Origin of the sequence: Paracoccus amoyensis, assembly GCF_014490725.1 — a bacterium.
Taxonomy (GTDB): Bacteria; Pseudomonadota; Alphaproteobacteria; order Rhodobacterales; family Rhodobacteraceae; genus Paracoccus; species Paracoccus amoyensis.
Map to the genome: position 1 here is coordinate 421,633 of NZ_JACOQL010000003.1, position 16,906 is coordinate 438,538.

The 16,906-nt window shown below is 61.4% G+C and carries 12 protein-coding genes and 1 pseudogene; 7 read left to right on the top strand and 6 right to left on the bottom strand.

The genetic code is table 11. The annotated features are described in order from the left end of the window. The first annotated feature begins 18 nt into the window (after positions 1-18). The gene (tkt, locus tag H4P12_RS11100) at positions 19-2,049 is read left to right on the top strand and encodes a transketolase (RefSeq protein WP_187793735.1); all 2,031 of its coding nucleotides are present in this window, start codon (positions 19-21) and stop codon (positions 2,047-2,049) included. Positions 2,050-2,242: 193 nt separating this feature from the next. Here the strand turns inward: tkt and H4P12_RS11105 are convergent, their stop codons facing one another. The 5 genes and pseudogenes from H4P12_RS11105 to H4P12_RS11125 all read right to left on the bottom strand — a co-directional run bounded on the left by H4P12_RS11105 (position 2,243) and on the right by H4P12_RS11125 (position 8,382). Continuing rightward, positions 2,243-3,193 carry a sugar-binding transcriptional regulator gene (locus H4P12_RS11105; RefSeq protein WP_187793736.1) on the bottom strand — a complete coding sequence of 317 codons (951 nt, stop codon included), beginning with the start codon at positions 3,191-3,193 and terminating at the stop codon, positions 2,243-2,245. Further along, a pseudogene (locus H4P12_RS11110) lies at positions 3,193-4,343 on the bottom strand (iron-containing alcohol dehydrogenase). Before H4P12_RS11110 ends, H4P12_RS11105 begins: the two are co-directional and overlap by 1 nt. A 15-nt stretch (positions 4,344-4,358) precedes the next feature. Further along, a complete protein-coding gene (locus H4P12_RS11115) occupies positions 4,359-5,291 on the bottom strand; it encodes a TIM barrel protein (RefSeq protein ID WP_187793737.1) in 933 nt (310 codons plus the stop codon). A 9-nt stretch (positions 5,292-5,300) separates the two neighbouring features. Continuing rightward, complete coding sequence (locus tag H4P12_RS11120) at positions 5,301-6,818, bottom strand: glycerol-3-phosphate dehydrogenase (RefSeq protein ID WP_246449242.1); 1,518 nt, start codon at positions 6,816-6,818, stop codon at positions 5,301-5,303. 1 nt (position 6,819) lies between these two features. Beyond that, positions 6,820-8,382 carry an FGGY-family carbohydrate kinase gene (locus tag H4P12_RS11125; protein ID WP_187793738.1) on the bottom strand — a complete coding sequence of 521 codons (1,563 nt, stop codon included), beginning with the start codon at positions 8,380-8,382 and terminating at the stop codon, positions 6,820-6,822. A gap of 479 nt (positions 8,383-8,861) precedes the next feature. On the opposite strand from H4P12_RS11125, the gene H4P12_RS11130 reads away from it, so the two are divergent. The 6 genes from H4P12_RS11130 (at position 8,862) to H4P12_RS11155 (ending at position 16,374) form a co-directional block, all read left to right on the top strand. Next, positions 8,862-9,536, top strand: coding sequence for a DUF2291 family protein (locus H4P12_RS11130; RefSeq protein WP_187793739.1), 675 nt, complete (start codon positions 8,862-8,864; stop codon positions 9,534-9,536). Further along, positions 9,533-11,050 (top strand): sugar ABC transporter ATP-binding protein, encoded by a 1,518-nt coding sequence (locus tag H4P12_RS11135; RefSeq protein ID WP_187793740.1) that lies wholly within the window; start codon positions 9,533-9,535, stop codon positions 11,048-11,050. Before H4P12_RS11130 ends, H4P12_RS11135 begins: the two co-directional genes overlap by 4 nt. Positions 11,051-11,071: 21 nt before the next feature. Continuing rightward, positions 11,072-12,115: an ABC transporter permease gene (locus H4P12_RS11140; protein ID WP_187793741.1), complete on the top strand. Its 1,044-nt coding sequence runs from the start codon at positions 11,072-11,074 to the stop codon at positions 12,113-12,115. A gap of 87 nt (positions 12,116-12,202) precedes the next feature. Next, positions 12,203-13,150 carry a D-ribose ABC transporter substrate-binding protein gene (locus H4P12_RS11145; protein ID WP_187793742.1) on the top strand — a complete coding sequence of 316 codons (948 nt, stop codon included), beginning with the start codon at positions 12,203-12,205 and terminating at the stop codon, positions 13,148-13,150. Between the two features lie 60 nt (positions 13,151-13,210). Continuing rightward, a complete protein-coding gene (locus H4P12_RS11150; protein WP_187793743.1) occupies positions 13,211-14,734 on the top strand; it encodes an FGGY-family carbohydrate kinase in 1,524 nt (507 codons plus the stop codon). After that, on the top strand, positions 14,731-16,374 hold the full coding sequence (locus H4P12_RS11155; protein ID WP_187793744.1) for a glycerol-3-phosphate dehydrogenase/oxidase: 1,644 nt from the start codon (positions 14,731-14,733) through the stop codon (positions 16,372-16,374). Before H4P12_RS11150 ends, H4P12_RS11155 begins: the two co-directional genes overlap by 4 nt. On the opposite strand, the gene H4P12_RS11160 is transcribed toward H4P12_RS11155, so the two are convergent. Further along, positions 16,375-16,848 carry a 6,7-dimethyl-8-ribityllumazine synthase gene (locus H4P12_RS11160; protein WP_187793745.1) on the bottom strand — a complete coding sequence of 158 codons (474 nt, stop codon included), beginning with the start codon at positions 16,846-16,848 and terminating at the stop codon, positions 16,375-16,377. Between the last annotated feature and the right edge of the window lie 58 nt (positions 16,849-16,906).

A 16,906-nucleotide genomic window follows, 5' to 3' on the forward strand; every position in this document is an offset into this window, starting at 1 on the left:
AAACCCGGAGGATTGCATATGCCCCTAGATTCGCCCAAAGACCCGAAGATCGCCGAAAAGGCTGCCCTCGACCCCGAAAACTTCGCCTTGGCCAATGCCATTCGTGCGCTGTCGATTGACGCTGTGAACGCCGCGAATTCGGGTCATCCGGGCGCACCGATGGGTATGGCCGACGCCGCTGCCGTGCTGTTTGGCAAGCACATGAAGTTCGACGCCAAAAACCCTGACTGGCCGGATCGCGACCGCTTCGTGTTGTCGAACGGACATGCGTCCATGCTGCTTTACAGCGTGCTGTATCTGACCGGCTACGAAGATATGACCCTGGATCAGATCAAGAATTTCCGTCAGTGGGGCTCGATCACCGCGGGTCATCCCGAATACGGTCACGCCAAGGGCATCGAGGCTACCACCGGCCCATTGGGTCAGGGCATTGGCATGGCCGTCGGCATGGCGCTGGCGGAACGCCGCCTTGCTGCTGAATTTGGCGATGATGTCGTCGATCACCACACCTATGTCATGCTTGGCGATGGCTGCCTTGAAGAAGGCATCGGTCAGGAAGCCGCCAGCCTTGCGGGGCATCTGGGGCTGGGCAAGCTGATCGTGCTGTATGACGACAACTCGATCACGATTGACGGCCCGACCTCGGTCAGTTTCTCGGAAGATGTGCCTGGGCGTTTCCGGGCGATGGGCTGGCATGTGCAATCCTGTGACGGCCATGATGGCAAGGCGCTGGACGCCGCCATCACCGCCGCCAAGGCTGAAACGTCCAAACCTTCGCTGATCGCGATGAAAACCATCATCGGCTTCGGCTCGCCCAACAAGGCCGGTTCTTATGCCGTCCACGGCTCTCCGCTTGGCAAGGACGAAGCGGCGCTGGCCAAGGAAGCACTGGGCTGGACCGGCCCTGAATTTGAGATCCCGGCAGAGCTGCTGGCAAAATGGCGTGCCATCGGTGTGCGTGGCGAAGATGAGTTCCACGCTTGGGAAAAGCGTCTGGCCGCGAAACCTGCCGATCAGCGAGAGGAGCTTGATCGTCGCCTGGCCCGCCGCCTGCCCGCTGACTACGACGCGGTTGTGAAGGCTGCGCGGGACAAGCTGTTCGCGGACCCCAAGAAAGCGGCGACCCGTAAGGCCAGCCAGATGGCGCTAGAGCCGCTGACTGCGGCACTGCCGGAAATGATTGGTGGTTCCGCCGACCTGACAGGGTCCAACCTGACCCGCGTTCCGGCAGTCGATACCCAATATACGCGGGATGAACCGGGTCGTTACATCGGCTATGGCGTGCGCGAATTCGGTATGTCGGCGGCGATGAACGGCATCAGCCTGCATGGCGGGTTTATCCCTTATGGCGGCACGTTCCTTGTCTTTTCCGATTACGCCCGTAACGCGATCCGCCTGTCGGCGCTGATGGGGCTGGGCACGATCTATGTGATGACGCATGACAGCATCGGCCTTGGCGAAGACGGCCCGACCCACCAGCCCATCGAGCATCTGGCATCGCTGCGCGCGATCCCGAACCTGACCGTCCTGCGCCCTGCCGATACGGTCGAAACGCTGGAGGCGTGGGACATCGCCATCCGCAACCGCCACGTACCATCCCTGCTGGCACTGTCGCGTCAGGATGTGCCGCAACTGCGTCTGGAAGCCAGCGACGAAAACATGACCGCCAAGGGCGCTTATGTGATCCGTCAGTTCGGCACGGGCCGCGATGTGACCCTGATCGCCACCGGCACCGAAGTCGCGCTGGCCGTTGAGGCCGCCGAGGCCTTGCATGCCGATGGCCTGAACGTCGCCGTCGTGTCCATGCCCTCGTGGGAGCTGTTTGACGCCCAGCCCGAAGCCTATCGCAAGGAAACCCTTGGCGACGCCCCCCGCATCGCCGTCGAGGCTGCGGGCAAATTCGGCTGGACCCGCTACGTCGCCAGCGAAGACGACGTGATCGGCATGAACGGCTTCGGCGCCTCGGCCCCGATCGATCGGCTTTACAAAGAGTTCGGCATCACCAAGGACGCCATTGTCGCCCATGCGAAAAAGCTGACCGGCAAGTAAGCAGAGTGACAAGACATGCATGGCCCCTCGCAGATTTCTGTGGGGGGCTTTGTTTTGGGGCGGTGTTCGCTTTGCGGGACAAAGCAGCCATTTATCGAAGCCGCTGCATCATGCAGATCAGGCTCCTAACAGACAATCGCATGCAGCAGCCTGTTTCGACCGCATGCCTGCATTCAACCAACGCCTCAACCGCTCACCCCACCAATGCCCGGGCCGTCACCTCATCAGTGATCAGCCCACGCAGCCGACCGCTTTTCAGCACCGCACGCAGTCCCTCGACCTTGCTGGCCCCGCCCGCGATCGCGACGATCTGACTGTCGGTCGGGCCGTCCAGCGGGGCGGCCAGTGTGCGGGCGCTTAGTGTCGTTTCCAGCACATTGCCGTCCGCGTCGAAGAAGTGGCCCATCATCTCACCGACGGCGCCGCCCGCATTGATTTCGGCGATCTCATGCGGCTCGATCATGCCGGACGCGACCAACTGCGCGCTGGCATCCGCCGCGCCCATGCCGACCAGTTTCAGCGTCGCACCATAGGACATATCCATAATATCCCGCACACCCGGTTGTGCCATCAGCACCGCGCGGTCCTTTTCGGAATTGGCAAAGAACGGGACCGGCAGCACGAACGCCTGCGAGCCGGTCTTTTCTGCCAGCGTGTGCATCACATCATGCGGGTTGGCCGCATAGTTTCGCGTCAGCCCACCAAGGACCGAAACAAAGCGCAGCCCCTTGCCGTCAAAACGCGGCAGTTGATGCACCGCAGCCGCCAGCGTGCGCCCGTGGCCAAGGCCGATGACCTCGTGATCGCCACGCTCGATCTCTCGGCGCAGGAAATTCGCCCCGGCCAGCCCAAGCGCGCGAAAAGGCAACCCATCCTCGCCCAGATCGGGGGCGACCTCACAATGCTGCAACCCAAAGCGATTGCATAATTGATCCTCAAGTTTGACACATTCGACGATATCGCCGTCGATGGTGACCTTGACTGCGCCATCGGCCACCGCCCGCGCGATCAGACGATGCGCCTTGACCGAAGGCAGGCCCAGACGCTTGGCCACTGCCGTCTGCGTCAAACCACCCGCGTAATGCAGCCATGCCGCCCGGATGGCGAGGCTTTGTTCGGGATCATCCTTGCCGTTGCGTGCCATCAACCCGCCGCCTCCATCAGTTTCATCAGATCATTCGCATCAAGGCTTGCCGGATTGGCCTTCATGGATGACGAACTTGCCGCAGCCTGTGCCGCCACCCGTTGCGCGGCCCGGTCAATGCCAAGCGCTGTCAGAGCCGGCAAACCCGCTGCCTGCGACCAGTCGGCCAATAATCCCGCCGCTTGCACAACCGATGCCTCCGATTGGCCAAAGGCCGTGCCGATCCACCTGCCGACCTGATCCAGCCGTTCGGCCAGCACCGGATCGCTGACCTTGTCACGGTTCGCAACCAGCACATGCGGCAGTAGAACCCCGCAGATTGCGCCATGCGCCGCACCCGTCAGCCCGCCCAAAGGTCCGGCCAGACCATGCACGGCGCCCAGGCCCGAATTGGCCAGTGCCAGGCCGCCGCACAGGCTGACCCAGGCCATGTCGTCCCGCGCGTCGGTATCTTCAGCCTGCATCAACCGCGTCAGGGCAGCCAGACCACGCGGAATTGCATCGCGACACAGGGTGTCGGTCAGGGGGTTGGCCCTGGTGCAGACGTAAGGCTCGATCACCTGCGTGATCGCGTCCAGCCCCGATGCCAGCGTCACATCGCGCGGCGCACCATCGGTCAGCGCGGGATCAACAATCGCCAGCACCGGCAGCATCCGCGCATCGCGCAGGCTGACCTTGCGGCGATGTTCAGGAACCGCGATGACCGCGTTTCGCGTCACCTCGGCCCCGGTCCCGGCAGTGGTCGGGATCGCGACAAAAGGCAGCGGCGGGTGATCCAGTGGCAAGCCTTGCCCCACCACCTCAAGATGCGCGATGGCCCCTTGTGTCGCGGGAACCAGCGCCGCAATCGCCTTACCCGCGTCAATCACCGCGCCGCCGCCCAGAGCAACAACAACCTGCACCCCGGCAGCACGTGCAATCGCAACGCCTTGCTCAACCAAGGCCAGATCAGGTTCGATCGGCACCGAAAAGCTGGTAACGGCGCACCCCTGATCGGCCAAGGCCGCTGCTAGCCATTCGCTGCGCGCGGCATGACGTCCATAACCAGCAGAATACGACGACCCAGATCCGCCACCCGCTTGACCGAATTTTTCGCCTGCCCCCGACCGAACAGAATTTCGGTAGCGGTCACAAAGGCAAAGGGTGATATCATAAGGGCATCCGTTCAGATTTTCAGCTTATCGGCACCCGTGTCGATATAAGGCGCCCAAAATGCAATGCTTTCTGCAATTTGTGGGATAACTTCGCGGTCATTAGGTTCGCGCTCTTTGAAACTCAACTCAAGGCAGATTTCGTTATCAACCGCCCCACCTTCGCGAAACGCATGTAAGAGCGGTTCAGGCTGAATGCGCCCCTTGGCATTGAATGCTGCAGTGAAGGGCCGGTGACCGCCCTTATCCATCAGCGATTGCTTGATATGGATGATGGGAGACACTTTCGGCACCGCTCGTGCCCAGGCATAGGGGTCAAAATCATCCGGGTCGGATGACGTTACGTCGCCATGGTCGATATCGGCCATCATCCACATCGGGATCGCCATATTGGCAGCCGTCAGACGGTCTTGCAGATCCATACAGGTCTGAATCGTTTCGCCAAATTCTCGCCCCACGCTCATCGGTTCCCAGAAGACATAGTCCAGGCCCGCGCCCTTGGCATGGTCGGCCACCTCGGCCCAGCACTCGATGGCAATGCGGATCAGATCTTCCCGCCGGGCCGGGTCGTCGTAATCGCGATAGGTAAAGATCGCGAACTGCGTCCCGACCGAGGTGCCGCCCAGATCGCCAATGATATCGGCGAAGGTCTTGAACCAGTCGACGTAATAGCGCCGCACATCCGGGTCGGGATGGCCGAAATGGTTCAACCGGCCATAGGGGCCGGTCATGCCGCTGGTCACGCGAACCCCCGTGCGATCCAGTGCCGCACCCATTTGGCGGGTCAAGCGGCGGATGACGTTGGCCTGCCAACTTGGGTTGATGAATTCATGGGTCAGTTGCAGATCGCGGATGCGCAGGTCGTGGGCGACCGTGTCGATCAGATCATCCGGGTCGGCATAGCGATTGACCAGCGGATTGGTGTTCAACGAAAGCGTCAGTGCCATGATTTTGCCCTATGCCGCCTGCGCCAGATCGGAACGGTTGAACCAATCTGCAAATGCACGCCGCTGATCTTCGGTCAGGTGCAGCAGATGCTTGGTCCGCCGCCACAGAATATCCTCGGGCGTCTGCGCCCATTCCTTGCGGACCAGATAGCGCACTTCGGCCTCATACAACTGACCGCCGAAATGCTGGCCCAGATCGCCGATGCTGGTGGCGCTGCCAACAACGTCCGTGGTCCGTGCGCCATAAAGACGGCCGTAATGATGCACCAGTTTGCGGGGCATCCACGGATAAAGCTCTCGCAGCAGTTCGATATAGGATTCGTAATCGGCATTGGCCATTTCACCGCCCGGCAGGCTGGCGGTTTCGGTCCAGTCCCCCCCCATATTCGGGAACACGTCCTTCAGCTTGTGCATTCCACGTTCGGCCAATTCGCGGAAGGTGGTGATCTTGCCGCCAAAGACGTTCAGCAGCGGCGCGCCCTCCTTGGTATCCAGATCAAAGACATAATCCCGCGTCACCGCCGACGGATTGCCTTTGCCATCGTCAAACAGCGGCCGCACCCCGGAATAGCTGTGCAGCACATCCGACCGGCGCAGCTTTTCCTTGAAATATCGGTTCACGACGCCCAGCAGATATTCAATCTCGGACTCGTCGGCCTTGACGTCTTCGGGGCGGCCATCATAGGCGATATCGGTGGTGCCGATCAGCGCCATGTTTCCTTCATATGGGTTGATAAAGATCACGCGCTTATCGTGGTTCTGCACCAGATAGGCGTTATTTCCAGCCCAAAATTTCGGCACGATGATGTGGCTGCCCTTGACCAGCCGCACATTCCGCCCCGAACTGGCCTCGGCCACATTGTCGATCACATCGCGCACCCACGGCCCCGCACAATTCGCGACGCAGCGGGCGCGAAAGGTCCGAACCTCGCCTGTCGTTTCGCTTCTGGTCTGAATGGTCCAGGCACCGTTTTCGCGTTTCGCCGAGATACAGGGCGTGCGGGTCAGAACCTCGGCCCCATGCTCTGCGGCGTCTACCGCGTTCAGAACGACAAGGCGGGCATCATCGACCCAGCAGTCGGAATATTCGAAACCCTTGAAATACCGATCCAGCAGCGGCGCACCTTCGGGATCGCGACGCAGATCCAGCGTCCGCGTGCCGGGCAGCTTTTTGCGGCCACCCAGATTGTCGTAAAGAAACAGTCCCAGCCTGACCAGCCATGCGGGTCGATCCTGTGGCGAATGCGGCAGCACGAAACGCATCGGCCAGATGATATGCGGGGCAGCACGCAGCAGGACTTCTCGCTCAATCAGCGCCTCGCGGACCAGTCGGAATTCGTAATATTCCAGATAGCGCAGCCCGCCATGAACAAGTTTGCCCGACCGCGACGACGTGCCCTGCGCCAGATCGTCCTTTTCGCACAAGACCACCTTCAGCCCGCGCCCGGCGGCGTCGCGGGCAACGCCTGCGCCATTGATCCCGCCACCGATGACGAAAAGGTCGATCATGCCGTTGTCGTTTGTCATATCACTCTCCTGTCGGTGCGCGTGTGGCGGCCAGTGCGTCCCAAGCCGGGGGCAGCGCCTGCCGAGATGTCTGGAATGCCGGGAACAGCCGGTCATAGGCCGCGACCAGCTGCGGATCGGGCGCTTCGGCCTGTCCCAACAGCGGCGTGACCCATTCCGCGATACAGCTTTGCATATCGGGATAGGCGCCGATGCCGACGGCGGCCATCATCGCGGCGCCTGCCGCCCCAGCCTCATCCCGGTCCGAGACGCGGACAGGCGCGTTCAGCGACGCCGCCAGAATTCCGCGCAATGATTTCGACCGAGCCGCCCCGCCGGTCAACCGCAATTCCGATGGCAGCGGTCCCATGGCGGCATAACAGTCGCGCATCGCCATGCCCAACCCCTCGGCCACGGCACGCAGCAGATCGGGAAAACGGTGATGCTGCGCCAACCCGACGAACCCGGCTCGCGCGTTGGCGTTGACGAACGGGCCCCGTTCGCCGGCTTCGGAAATATAGGGGTGATAGACAATCTGACCCGGCGGGCTTTGCGCCAGCCATCCCTCGATATGCGCGACAAGATCGCGATGCGTGACCGACTGGCCCATATCCGACATGATCCCCGCCGCGATGCCTAACACCCAGTCAATGTTCAGCGTGGCAGCCATGTTGGTCTGCACCTGTGTCACCACGCCGGGGATCGGCAGGCAGATCACATAGCCCGTGCCCTGTGCATTCAGATGCACGTTGTTGGAACTGACGGCCCGCAAATGCACCCCGGTCGAGCCGACGGTCGAACAGGCCACATCACCGTCCCCGCCATAGACACCCACGCCAAGCGCCGTCATCACCATATCGACATAGCCCAGACTGACCGGCGTTCCGGCACGCAAGCCCGTCTGACGGGCGGCATCGGCAGTCAACGGATGCATGACCTGCGTGCCGTCGATGATTTCGGGCAACAGATCGCGGCGATGCGTCAGGCCAAGCGCGTCAATCACGGTGGGGTCATATTGCCGGTTGCGGAAATTCCCAAAGGTGAAGCTGGCCTCGGACGGATCCGTCGCGCGGATGCCGGTCAGGTTCAGATACAGCCAGTCCTTGCAATGCAGCGCAACCTCGGCCCGGTCCAGAAGATCGGGGAAATGCACATCCATATGTGCCATCTGGGTGCCTTGCTGGCAGGTGTTCAGCCCGGTCCCCGTCGCCTCGAACCGCGCTCGATTCGCATCACCAGCAGCCAGTCGCGCAACCGTCGGCGCGGCGCGGGCATCCAGCCACAGCCACGCATCGCCCACCGGACCATCGCGCCCGACCAGCCATGTGCCATCGCCCTGCGCCGTCACAGCCACAGCCGCCGTTCGCGCCGCCAGATTGTCAATCCGCTGGCCCAACCCGCGCAAGGCCGATGCACAATCATCCCATGTCTGCGCCAAGGATTGCGTAACCGCGCCGTCATGTCCCGCATGATATCTGTTGGGAACGGATGCCGCGCCAAGTTGCTGCCCGCGCAGATCAAAGGCCACCGCCTTGATGACCGACGTGCCTGCATCGATTCCGATCAGGATATCCACGTCAGCCATGGGCAATTCCTGACACAACCTCAGAGAAATTATCGCTTTTGATCAGTTGCTTCATATGCACCCCCTCGAAACGATACATCAGGTCGTGTCCTGCGATCCAAACATCCGCCATAGCCGACCTATAGCACAAAAACCTCGACATGAATGTATTTTTTTACGGACACAGCAATTTTTTTCATGTAACGTCCAGATGAAGCAAGCGGGACGCGAAGGAGGACAGCGACCCATATTGCAGCGAGAAGATAAGGGGGCTGGCAGGCCACCCCCTTGTCGCCCAGACAGGAGGAGGCCGGATAAATGCATGATATGAAACACAGTTCCGCCATCGTTCCCCGTGCCCCTAGGGATATGCGGTGACCGATGGCGGCCGCCCTCATATAATCGCCATGTCGATTCGGACCCGACCTTCCCACAACTGACAACCGACCGGACTGGCTTTGCCAGCGCCCCCTGTCACCAACTTATCGCGAGGCTGCATCATGACACAAAGTTCCGCTGCGACCCCCCGGCAAAATCCTGCCCCCAAAGCGCCGGCGTCGTCCCGACGCGGTCTGGTCCTCAGCATCGCACTGGCCGCGGTTGTGTTGGCCGGGATCGCGCTGGATACGACGGTCGTCCATATCGGATCGGAATCAGATGTGCGGGCACAGGCATTTTCGGCCGACAGCTATGGTGAAACCGAATTTCCGCGCATCCAGGGCTTTGTGGCCGAAAAAGCGGTGGACGCGACGACGCTGGCAACCGAAGTCATGGCAGACAAGGATGCAGCGGTCGCAAAATACGGGACGGCAGCCACGACCGGCGCGATCATGCCGGTGAAATTGTCCGGCGTCGCGGGCGAAGGCCGCGCGGGCGTCTATCCGATCAGCGTCGAAGGCATGCCGGAAGACATCACCGTTCGCGTCCAGACCGGCCCCGCCATCAACGGCACCGAATTGCGCGACGCGCCCGGCGACATCGCATTTGGTCAGTTCAAGAACCAGATCGAATATCAAGACGCCGGCTCGGGCATCAATCGGGCGATGAAAGCCGCGATCCTTGACGGCATTGATACGGCCAACCTGAACGGCAAGACGGTCGAGGTGGTGGGCGCCTTTCGCCTGATCAATCCCAAGAACTGGCTGATCACCCCGGTTTCGGTGACTGTCCAATGAATGCGCATCCCGAAAACGAAGTCGTCATGTCCGCCCGCAACGTCGCCAAATCCTATGGACAGGTGCATGCGCTGAAGGGCGTGAATTTCGACATTCACCGCGGTCAGGTCACAACGCTGTTCGGCGAAAACGGCGCCGGAAAATCAACGTTGATGAAGATCCTGTCAGGTGTGATACAGCCCAGCAGCGGCGAAATGATCCTTGATGGCCAGCCCGTCACCTTTGCCAACGCCAACGAAGCGCGTGATCGCGGCATCTCGATCATCCATCAGGAACTTAGCCTGGCCCCGAACATGTCGGTCCGCGACAATATCTTCATGGGTCGCGAGATCATGGGCCCCGCAGGCGTCGATTTTGCCGAAGAGGAACGTCAGGTCCGCAAGCTGATGGAAGAGCTTGAGGAGGACATCGACCCGCAAACCCCGGTCGAGGAGTTGCGCCTTGGCCAGCAACAGATCGTCGAAATCGCCCGCGCCCTGTCCGTCGACAGCCGCATCCTGATCATGGATGAACCGACCAGCGCCCTCTCGGCCAGCGAGGTCGAGGTCCTGTTCAAGGTGATCCGCGACCTGAATGCCAAGGGCGTCAGCATCGTCTATATCTCACACCATCTGGAAGAGGCGCTGACGATCACCAATCACGCCGTCGTTCTGCGTGACGGCAACATGACCGCCTATGCTCCGCGCAGCGAGATTGATCTGGAATGGATCGTGCGCAACATGGTGGGCGAAAACTATGATCTCGGCTCACCGCCTGACACGGAGAAACGGGACGTTGCCCTGTCGATCCGCAATCTGTCGGTGCCGGACCAGACCGGACAGGATCTGGTGCGTGGTCTCTCGCTGGACGTGCGCGCCGGTGAGATCGTCTGCATCTATGGCCTGATGGGTGCGGGCAGGACCGAGCTTCTGGAAACCTGCGCCGGACGACTGCAGCAGACCGGCGGTGAAATCGTTCTGGAAGGCCGCGAGGTGTCGCACCTGTCCATCGCCGAACGCATCGCACGCGGGCTGGCCTTGGTCCCCGAGGATCGCCAACGCGACGGGCTGGTCCAGACCATGACCGTCGGGCAAAATCTGTCGCTGGCGTCCATCGCCCGTTTTACACGCGGAATTTTCACACAGCGCAGCGCGGAAAAGAAGCTGATCGACGACACCATCCGCGATGTCACCGTCAAAACATCAGGCGGGGGCGCGGCGATTGGCTCGCTGTCGGGGGGTAACCAGCAGAAGGTCGTGATCGGCAAGATGCTGGCGACCAAACCGAAAGTCATCATGCTGGACGAACCTTCGCGCGGCATCGACATCGGCGCCAAGGCCGAGGTGTTCCGCCTGTTGGCCGAAGGCGCGAAAGACGGGCTGGCCGTCATCTATTCGACCTCGGAGGTCAGCGAATGCCTGTCCATCGCGCATCGTATCATCGTCATGCACAAGGGCCGTATCTCGGCCGAATTCGATTCCACCGTCTCGAAAGAGAAGATCATGGCCGCCTCGGGCGAGTCCGTGGCAGCCTGAGACAGGATTGAGGAAAGCACCATGTCGGACACCACTGCCACCAAAACCGCCAAATCCAAAGACAGCGGCTTCAGCATCGGTCGCCTGTTGCTGGAGGGACGCGCCTTTTTTGCGCTGATCGCGATTATCGCCGTCTTTTCATTCCTGTCGCCGAACTATTTCACGGCCAGCAATTTCCTGATCATGTCCAGTCAGGTCGCCATCTATGGCATCCTGTCCATCGGCATGCTGCTGGTGATCCTGAATGGCGGGATCGACCTGTCCGTTGGATCAATCCTTGCCTTGTCCGGTGTCTGTGCGGGCGCGATGATGCAGGGCGTCACGCTGGATTTTGCAGGCGTCATTCTTTACCCGCCAGTTTGGGCCGTCGTGGTGTTGACACTGATGGTTGGCGCGGCAGTCGGGGCACTGAACGGAATCCTGATCGCGTTCTTCAAGGTGCCGCCCTTCGTGGCCACGCTGGGCGTGATGTATGTCGCGCGCGGTGTCGCGCTGCTGATGACCAATGGGCTGACCTATAACAACCTGCGCGGCAGCGAAGAATTGGGCAATACGGGCTTTAACTGGCTGGGCTTCAACCGCCTGTGGGGGGTGCCGATCTCGGTCATCGTGCTGGCCGTCATTGCCATCCTGACCGGACTGATGCTGTCACGGTCGGCCTTTGGCCGCTGGCTTTACGCATCCGGTGGGAATGAGCGTGCGGCAGAACTGTCGGGCGTGCCGGTCCGTCGGGTCAAGATCACCGTCTATACGCTGTCGGGCATGCTGGCTGCTGTTGCTGGCCTGGTCCTGGCCTCGCAGCTGACCTCGGCCGGCCCGACGGCGGGCACCACCTACGAGCTGACAGCCATCGCCGCTGTCGTGATCGGCGGCGCAGCCCTGACCGGCGGTCGCGGTAACGTGCGCGGCACGATGCTGGGCGCATTCGTGATTGGCTTCCTGTCCGCAGGCCTCGTTATCATCGGTGTGTCATCTTATTGGCAGACGGTTTTCACCGGCGCTGTGATCGTTCTGGCCGTGCTGCTGAACTCGTTGCAATACGGCCGCGGCGCCCGCAAAGGCTGACCGCGCAAGACCTTCTCTGTTCGGCCCCAAGGGCCGGACGGAAAGCCTGCCATCCACGGCAGAACAACCAACCCAAGGGAGAGAGAAATGCTGAAAATGACCCGCCGCATGTTGCTGGCAGCCGCCGCTTCGATGCCGCTTCTGGCCAGTGCCGCCTCGGCCGAAGGGCTGATGACGATTATCGTCAACGACCCCGCGAACCCCTATTGGTTCACCGAAGGCGAAGTTGCCAAAGCGACCGCAGAAGAACTGGGCTATACCGCAAATGTCGCGGCCCATCGCGGCGATACCAATACCGAAAGCACCCTGATCGACACCGCGATCACCAACAAATCGGTCGCGATCATTCTGGACCCGGCCAATGCCGATGGCTCGATCGGTGCCGTTCAAAAAGCGGTTGACGCGGGCATTCCGGTCTTTCTGGTGAACGCCGAAATCAACCAGGAAGGTCTGGCCAAGGCGCAGTTGGTGTCCAACAACGCCCAGGGCGCAGCACTTGGCGCACAGGCATGGGTCGAAGCCGTTGGCGATACCGGCAGCTATGTCGAACTGTTCGGCGCGCCGCCCGACAACAACGCCCAGACCCGCTCGAACGGTTTTGAAACGGTCCTGAGCCAATACCCGGATCTGGTCAAGGTCGGCCAGGAAGTCGCCAACTGGGACCGCACCCAAGGCTATCAGAAGACGCAATCACTGATGCAGGCGAACCCTGACATCATCGGCGTCATCTCGGGCAATGATGAAATGGCGCTTGGCGCGATTGCCGCGCTGAAGGAATCCGGCAAGCTGGATCAGATCAAGGTCGGCGGCTTTGACGGCTCGCCGGACGCGGTCGAGGCCGTGAAAGCAGGCGAGATGCAGTATACCGTGCTGCAACCCGTCGCCGTCTTTTCGGAAGCAGCCGTTCGTCAGGCCGACAACTTCATCAAGACAGGCGAAACCGGCGTCGATACCGAAAAGCAGTTGTTCGATTGCCTGCTGATCACCGCCGACAATGTCGACAAATACACCTCGGCCTTCGTGCTGGAACAGTAAACACGGCAAAGGGCGCCCTGCGGCGCCCTTTTTTTCCGACTTCCATAAAAAGCGCGACAGATGCCATTGCTGTTGGGAATTGATAACGGGCTGACCGTCACCAAGGCTGTCATCTTCGATGAAACGGGCCGCGTGCTGTCCACCGCCCGCCGTCGCGTCGCGCAATCCATTCCCAAACCTCGCCATGTCGAACGCGACATGGGTGACCTGTGGGCGCAAACCGCCGCCGCCATTCACGAGGCGATCTGCAACTGCCCCCGCCCTGCGTCCGAAATCGTCGCCGTTGCGGCGACCGCTCATGGCGATGGTCTGTATCTTCTGGACCAGACCGCCCGTCCGCTTGGCCCCGGCATCCTGTCGCTGGACAGCCGCGCGGGTCATCTGGCAGATGATTGGATGGGCGACGGGACGGCTGAAACCGCATTGCACCGCACCGGCCAGATGCCGCATGCCTCGGCCCCTTCGGCCATCCTTGGTTGGATGCGTGTGCATGACCCCGACCGCTTTTCCCGTATAGCACATGTGCTGGCCTGCAAGGACTGGTTGACCTATTGCCTGACAGGCCATATCGGCACCGACCTGACCGAGGCCAGCACGTCCTTTACCGATGTGCAGACCCAGGCCTTCGCCCCCGATATCCTGCCGATCTTCGGCTTGGAGACCCTTGCCCAGGCTTTGCCCACCATCGCCGACCCCGATCAGATTGTCGGGACCGTTTCAGCGGATGCCGCCCGCGTCACCGGCCTGACCCAAGGGACGCCAGTGGTGGCGGGGCTGCATGATGTCACCGCATCCGCGCTTGGCGCAGGCGGCTATGGGCAAGGCACCGTCGCCATTGTCGCCGGAACCTATTCGATCAACGAAACCGTCACCGCCCTGCCCGTGACCGATCCACGTTGGTTCTGCCGCAACGGCCTGCGTCGCGGCGAATGGAACGCCATGTCGATTTCCCCTGCTTCGGCAACGAATTACGACTGGTTTCTTGATACATTCTGCGGCCCCGAACGCCGTGCAGCCGAGGAGGCAGGCCGCGCCTTTCATGCCGAGATCATCCCCGAAATCGAAGATGCGCTGTCACGCCCTTCGACGGTATTGTTCCACCCGTTCCTGTTCGGATCGCCCCATGGTCCCGATGCCAGCGCGGGTTTTCTTGGGTTGCACGGCTGGCACAATCGCAGCGACCTGCTACGTGCCGTGATCGAAGGGATCGCGTTCAACCACCGTCACCATGTCGATGCATTGCGCGATGGCTTTGGCCCCTCTGCCGTGCGCCTGACTGGCGGCATTTCTCGTAGCCCGGTTTTTGCCCAATTATTCGCCGATGCGCTTGGCATGCCCGTCAGCGTCAGCGACACGGACGAAGCCGCGGCATGGGGCGCGGCCCTTTGCGCCGGTTCCGGCGTGGGGCTGTTCACGTCCCCCCACCACGACCCGCGCGAGATGGACGCCCTGACGCGCCAGTATCATCCGGATCAGGCCCATGTCGCCCAGTTGGATAGGCGCTACGACGTTTTCAATCAGGTGACGAAAGTGCTGTCGCCGGTCTGGCCGCGGATCGAGGCATTGGCAAAGGCAGCCGAATGACCAAAGTCAAGGAAATCGACGTTCTGATCCTTGGAGCGGGCATCAATGGCGCGGGACTGTTTCGCGACCTGTGCGAACAGGGCCTGACCTGCATCATCGCCGACAAGGGCGATTTCGGCGGCGGCACATCCGCCGCGCCTTCTCGGCTGATCCACGGCGGCATCAAATATCTGGAAACCGCTGAACTGGGTCTGGTCGCGCAATCGACACTGGAACGGAACCTGCTGCTGCGGAATGCGCCGCATCTGGTCCACCCGCTGCCAACCGTCATTCCGATCTTTTCATCGTTCAAGGGCATCCCCGCCGCCATCCGCACCCTGTTCGGATCAACCACGGCACCGCGCAGTCGCGGCGCGGTGCTGATCAAGGCCGGGCTGGCGATGTATGATTTCTATGGCCGCCGCCATCGCGTCATGCCCCGCCATCAGCTTTGGTCGAAAAAGCGTGTGCTGCGGGAAATTCCTCCCCTGACACCGCGCCTCGTTGCGGCGGGGCAATATTATGATGCCTGCGTCACCCTGCCGGAACGGCTGGTCTGGGAATTGCTGTCCGATGGGATGCTGGCCAGTAAAAATTCGCTGGCACTGAACTATACACGACTGGTTCAGACGGACGGTCGGCTGGTGCACCTGCACAGCAAGGACGGTGCACAGGTCGTGCACCCAAAGATCATCGTGAATGCCGCCGGTCCGTGGATCGACCAGGTCAATGCTGCGCTTGGTGCGCCGTCGAAGCTGATCGGAGGCACCAAGGGATCGCACATCCTTCTGGATCATCCTGACCTGCTGGCCGCATTGAAGGGGCGCATGATCTATTTCGAGGCTGACGACGGCCGCATCTGTCTGGTCTACGACTATCTGGGGCGCGCCCTTGTCGGGTCAACCGATACCCGCGCCGATGATCCCGACACCGTGCGTTGCGAGGATGATGAGATCGATTATTTCCTTGCCGCGCTGCGCAGCCTGCTGCCCGGCCTGTCCTTCAGTCGCGATCAGATCGTCTACGCCTATTCCGGCATCCGCCCGCTACCCGCATCGGACGGCACCGCACCCGGTCTGATCAGCCGCGATCATTCCGCCCCCGTGGCCGAGCCGGAGGGCACGCGAAGCTGGCCGATCATCTCGCTTGTCGGCGGGAAGTGGACGACATTCCGGGGATTCGCCGAAGATGTCGCAACCTCGATCATGTCGAAGTTAGGGGGACAACGATCTGAGGATACGAGGTTTCTTGAAATCGGTGGCGGTCATGACTTCCCAAAGGACGAAGCCGCATGGGCGCGTGATGCGGCCACCCGCCTGGGCGTCGCCGTGCCACGCGCATCTGCGCTGCTGCACCGCTACGGGACCACGGCCTATCCGATCCTGCAGGCCGAAGGACCATCGCCCAAGCTGCTTTCAGATGTGGATTATTCGCGGGCCGAACTGATCTGGCTGATCCAGCACGAGCGGGTGCAGCATCTGTCTGATCTGGTCATGCGCCGCACGGCACTGGCAACCACAGGTCGCCTGTCACAACGTGATCTGGCTGAAATCGCCGAAATTTGCGGCGCAACCCTGAACTGGGACAGCGCCCGCACCCGGCAAGAGCTTTTGGAGACACAGGCGATGCTGGTTGAAAAGCACCGCCTGCGACTGTTCTGATCAGGCGGCGCTGGCGCGATCGTCGGCTGCCAGTTGCGCATCCAGTTCCAGAACCTGACGCACGGCCTCGGCCGCTTCGGCGCCTTTCTTGACGAAATGTTCACAGAAGAAGCCGGCCACGACCTCTTCTTCGCGATAATGATGCGGGGTCAGCGAAACCGAGAAGCAAGGAACACCGGTTTCCAGCCCGACATTCATCAGGCCCGTCACGACGGCACCGGCAACGAAATCATGGCGATAGATCCCGCCATCCACGACCAGCGCAGCGGCCACCACGGCATCATATTTGCCGGTCTGGGCCAGTTTCTTCGCCAATAGCGGCATTTCGAACGCGCCGGGCACATCAAATGCATCGACCGCCGCACCGGGGATCAGTTTCGGCACTTCGGCCATGAAACCATCATAGGCGCGGTCGACTGTGTCGGAATGCCAGCGGGCTTTGATAAAGGCGATACGAGGAGATTTAGCAGTCATCTTACAGGAACCTTCCGTTAAACTTCGTCAGGTCCCAGAGCACGAGCCTTGACCGGCC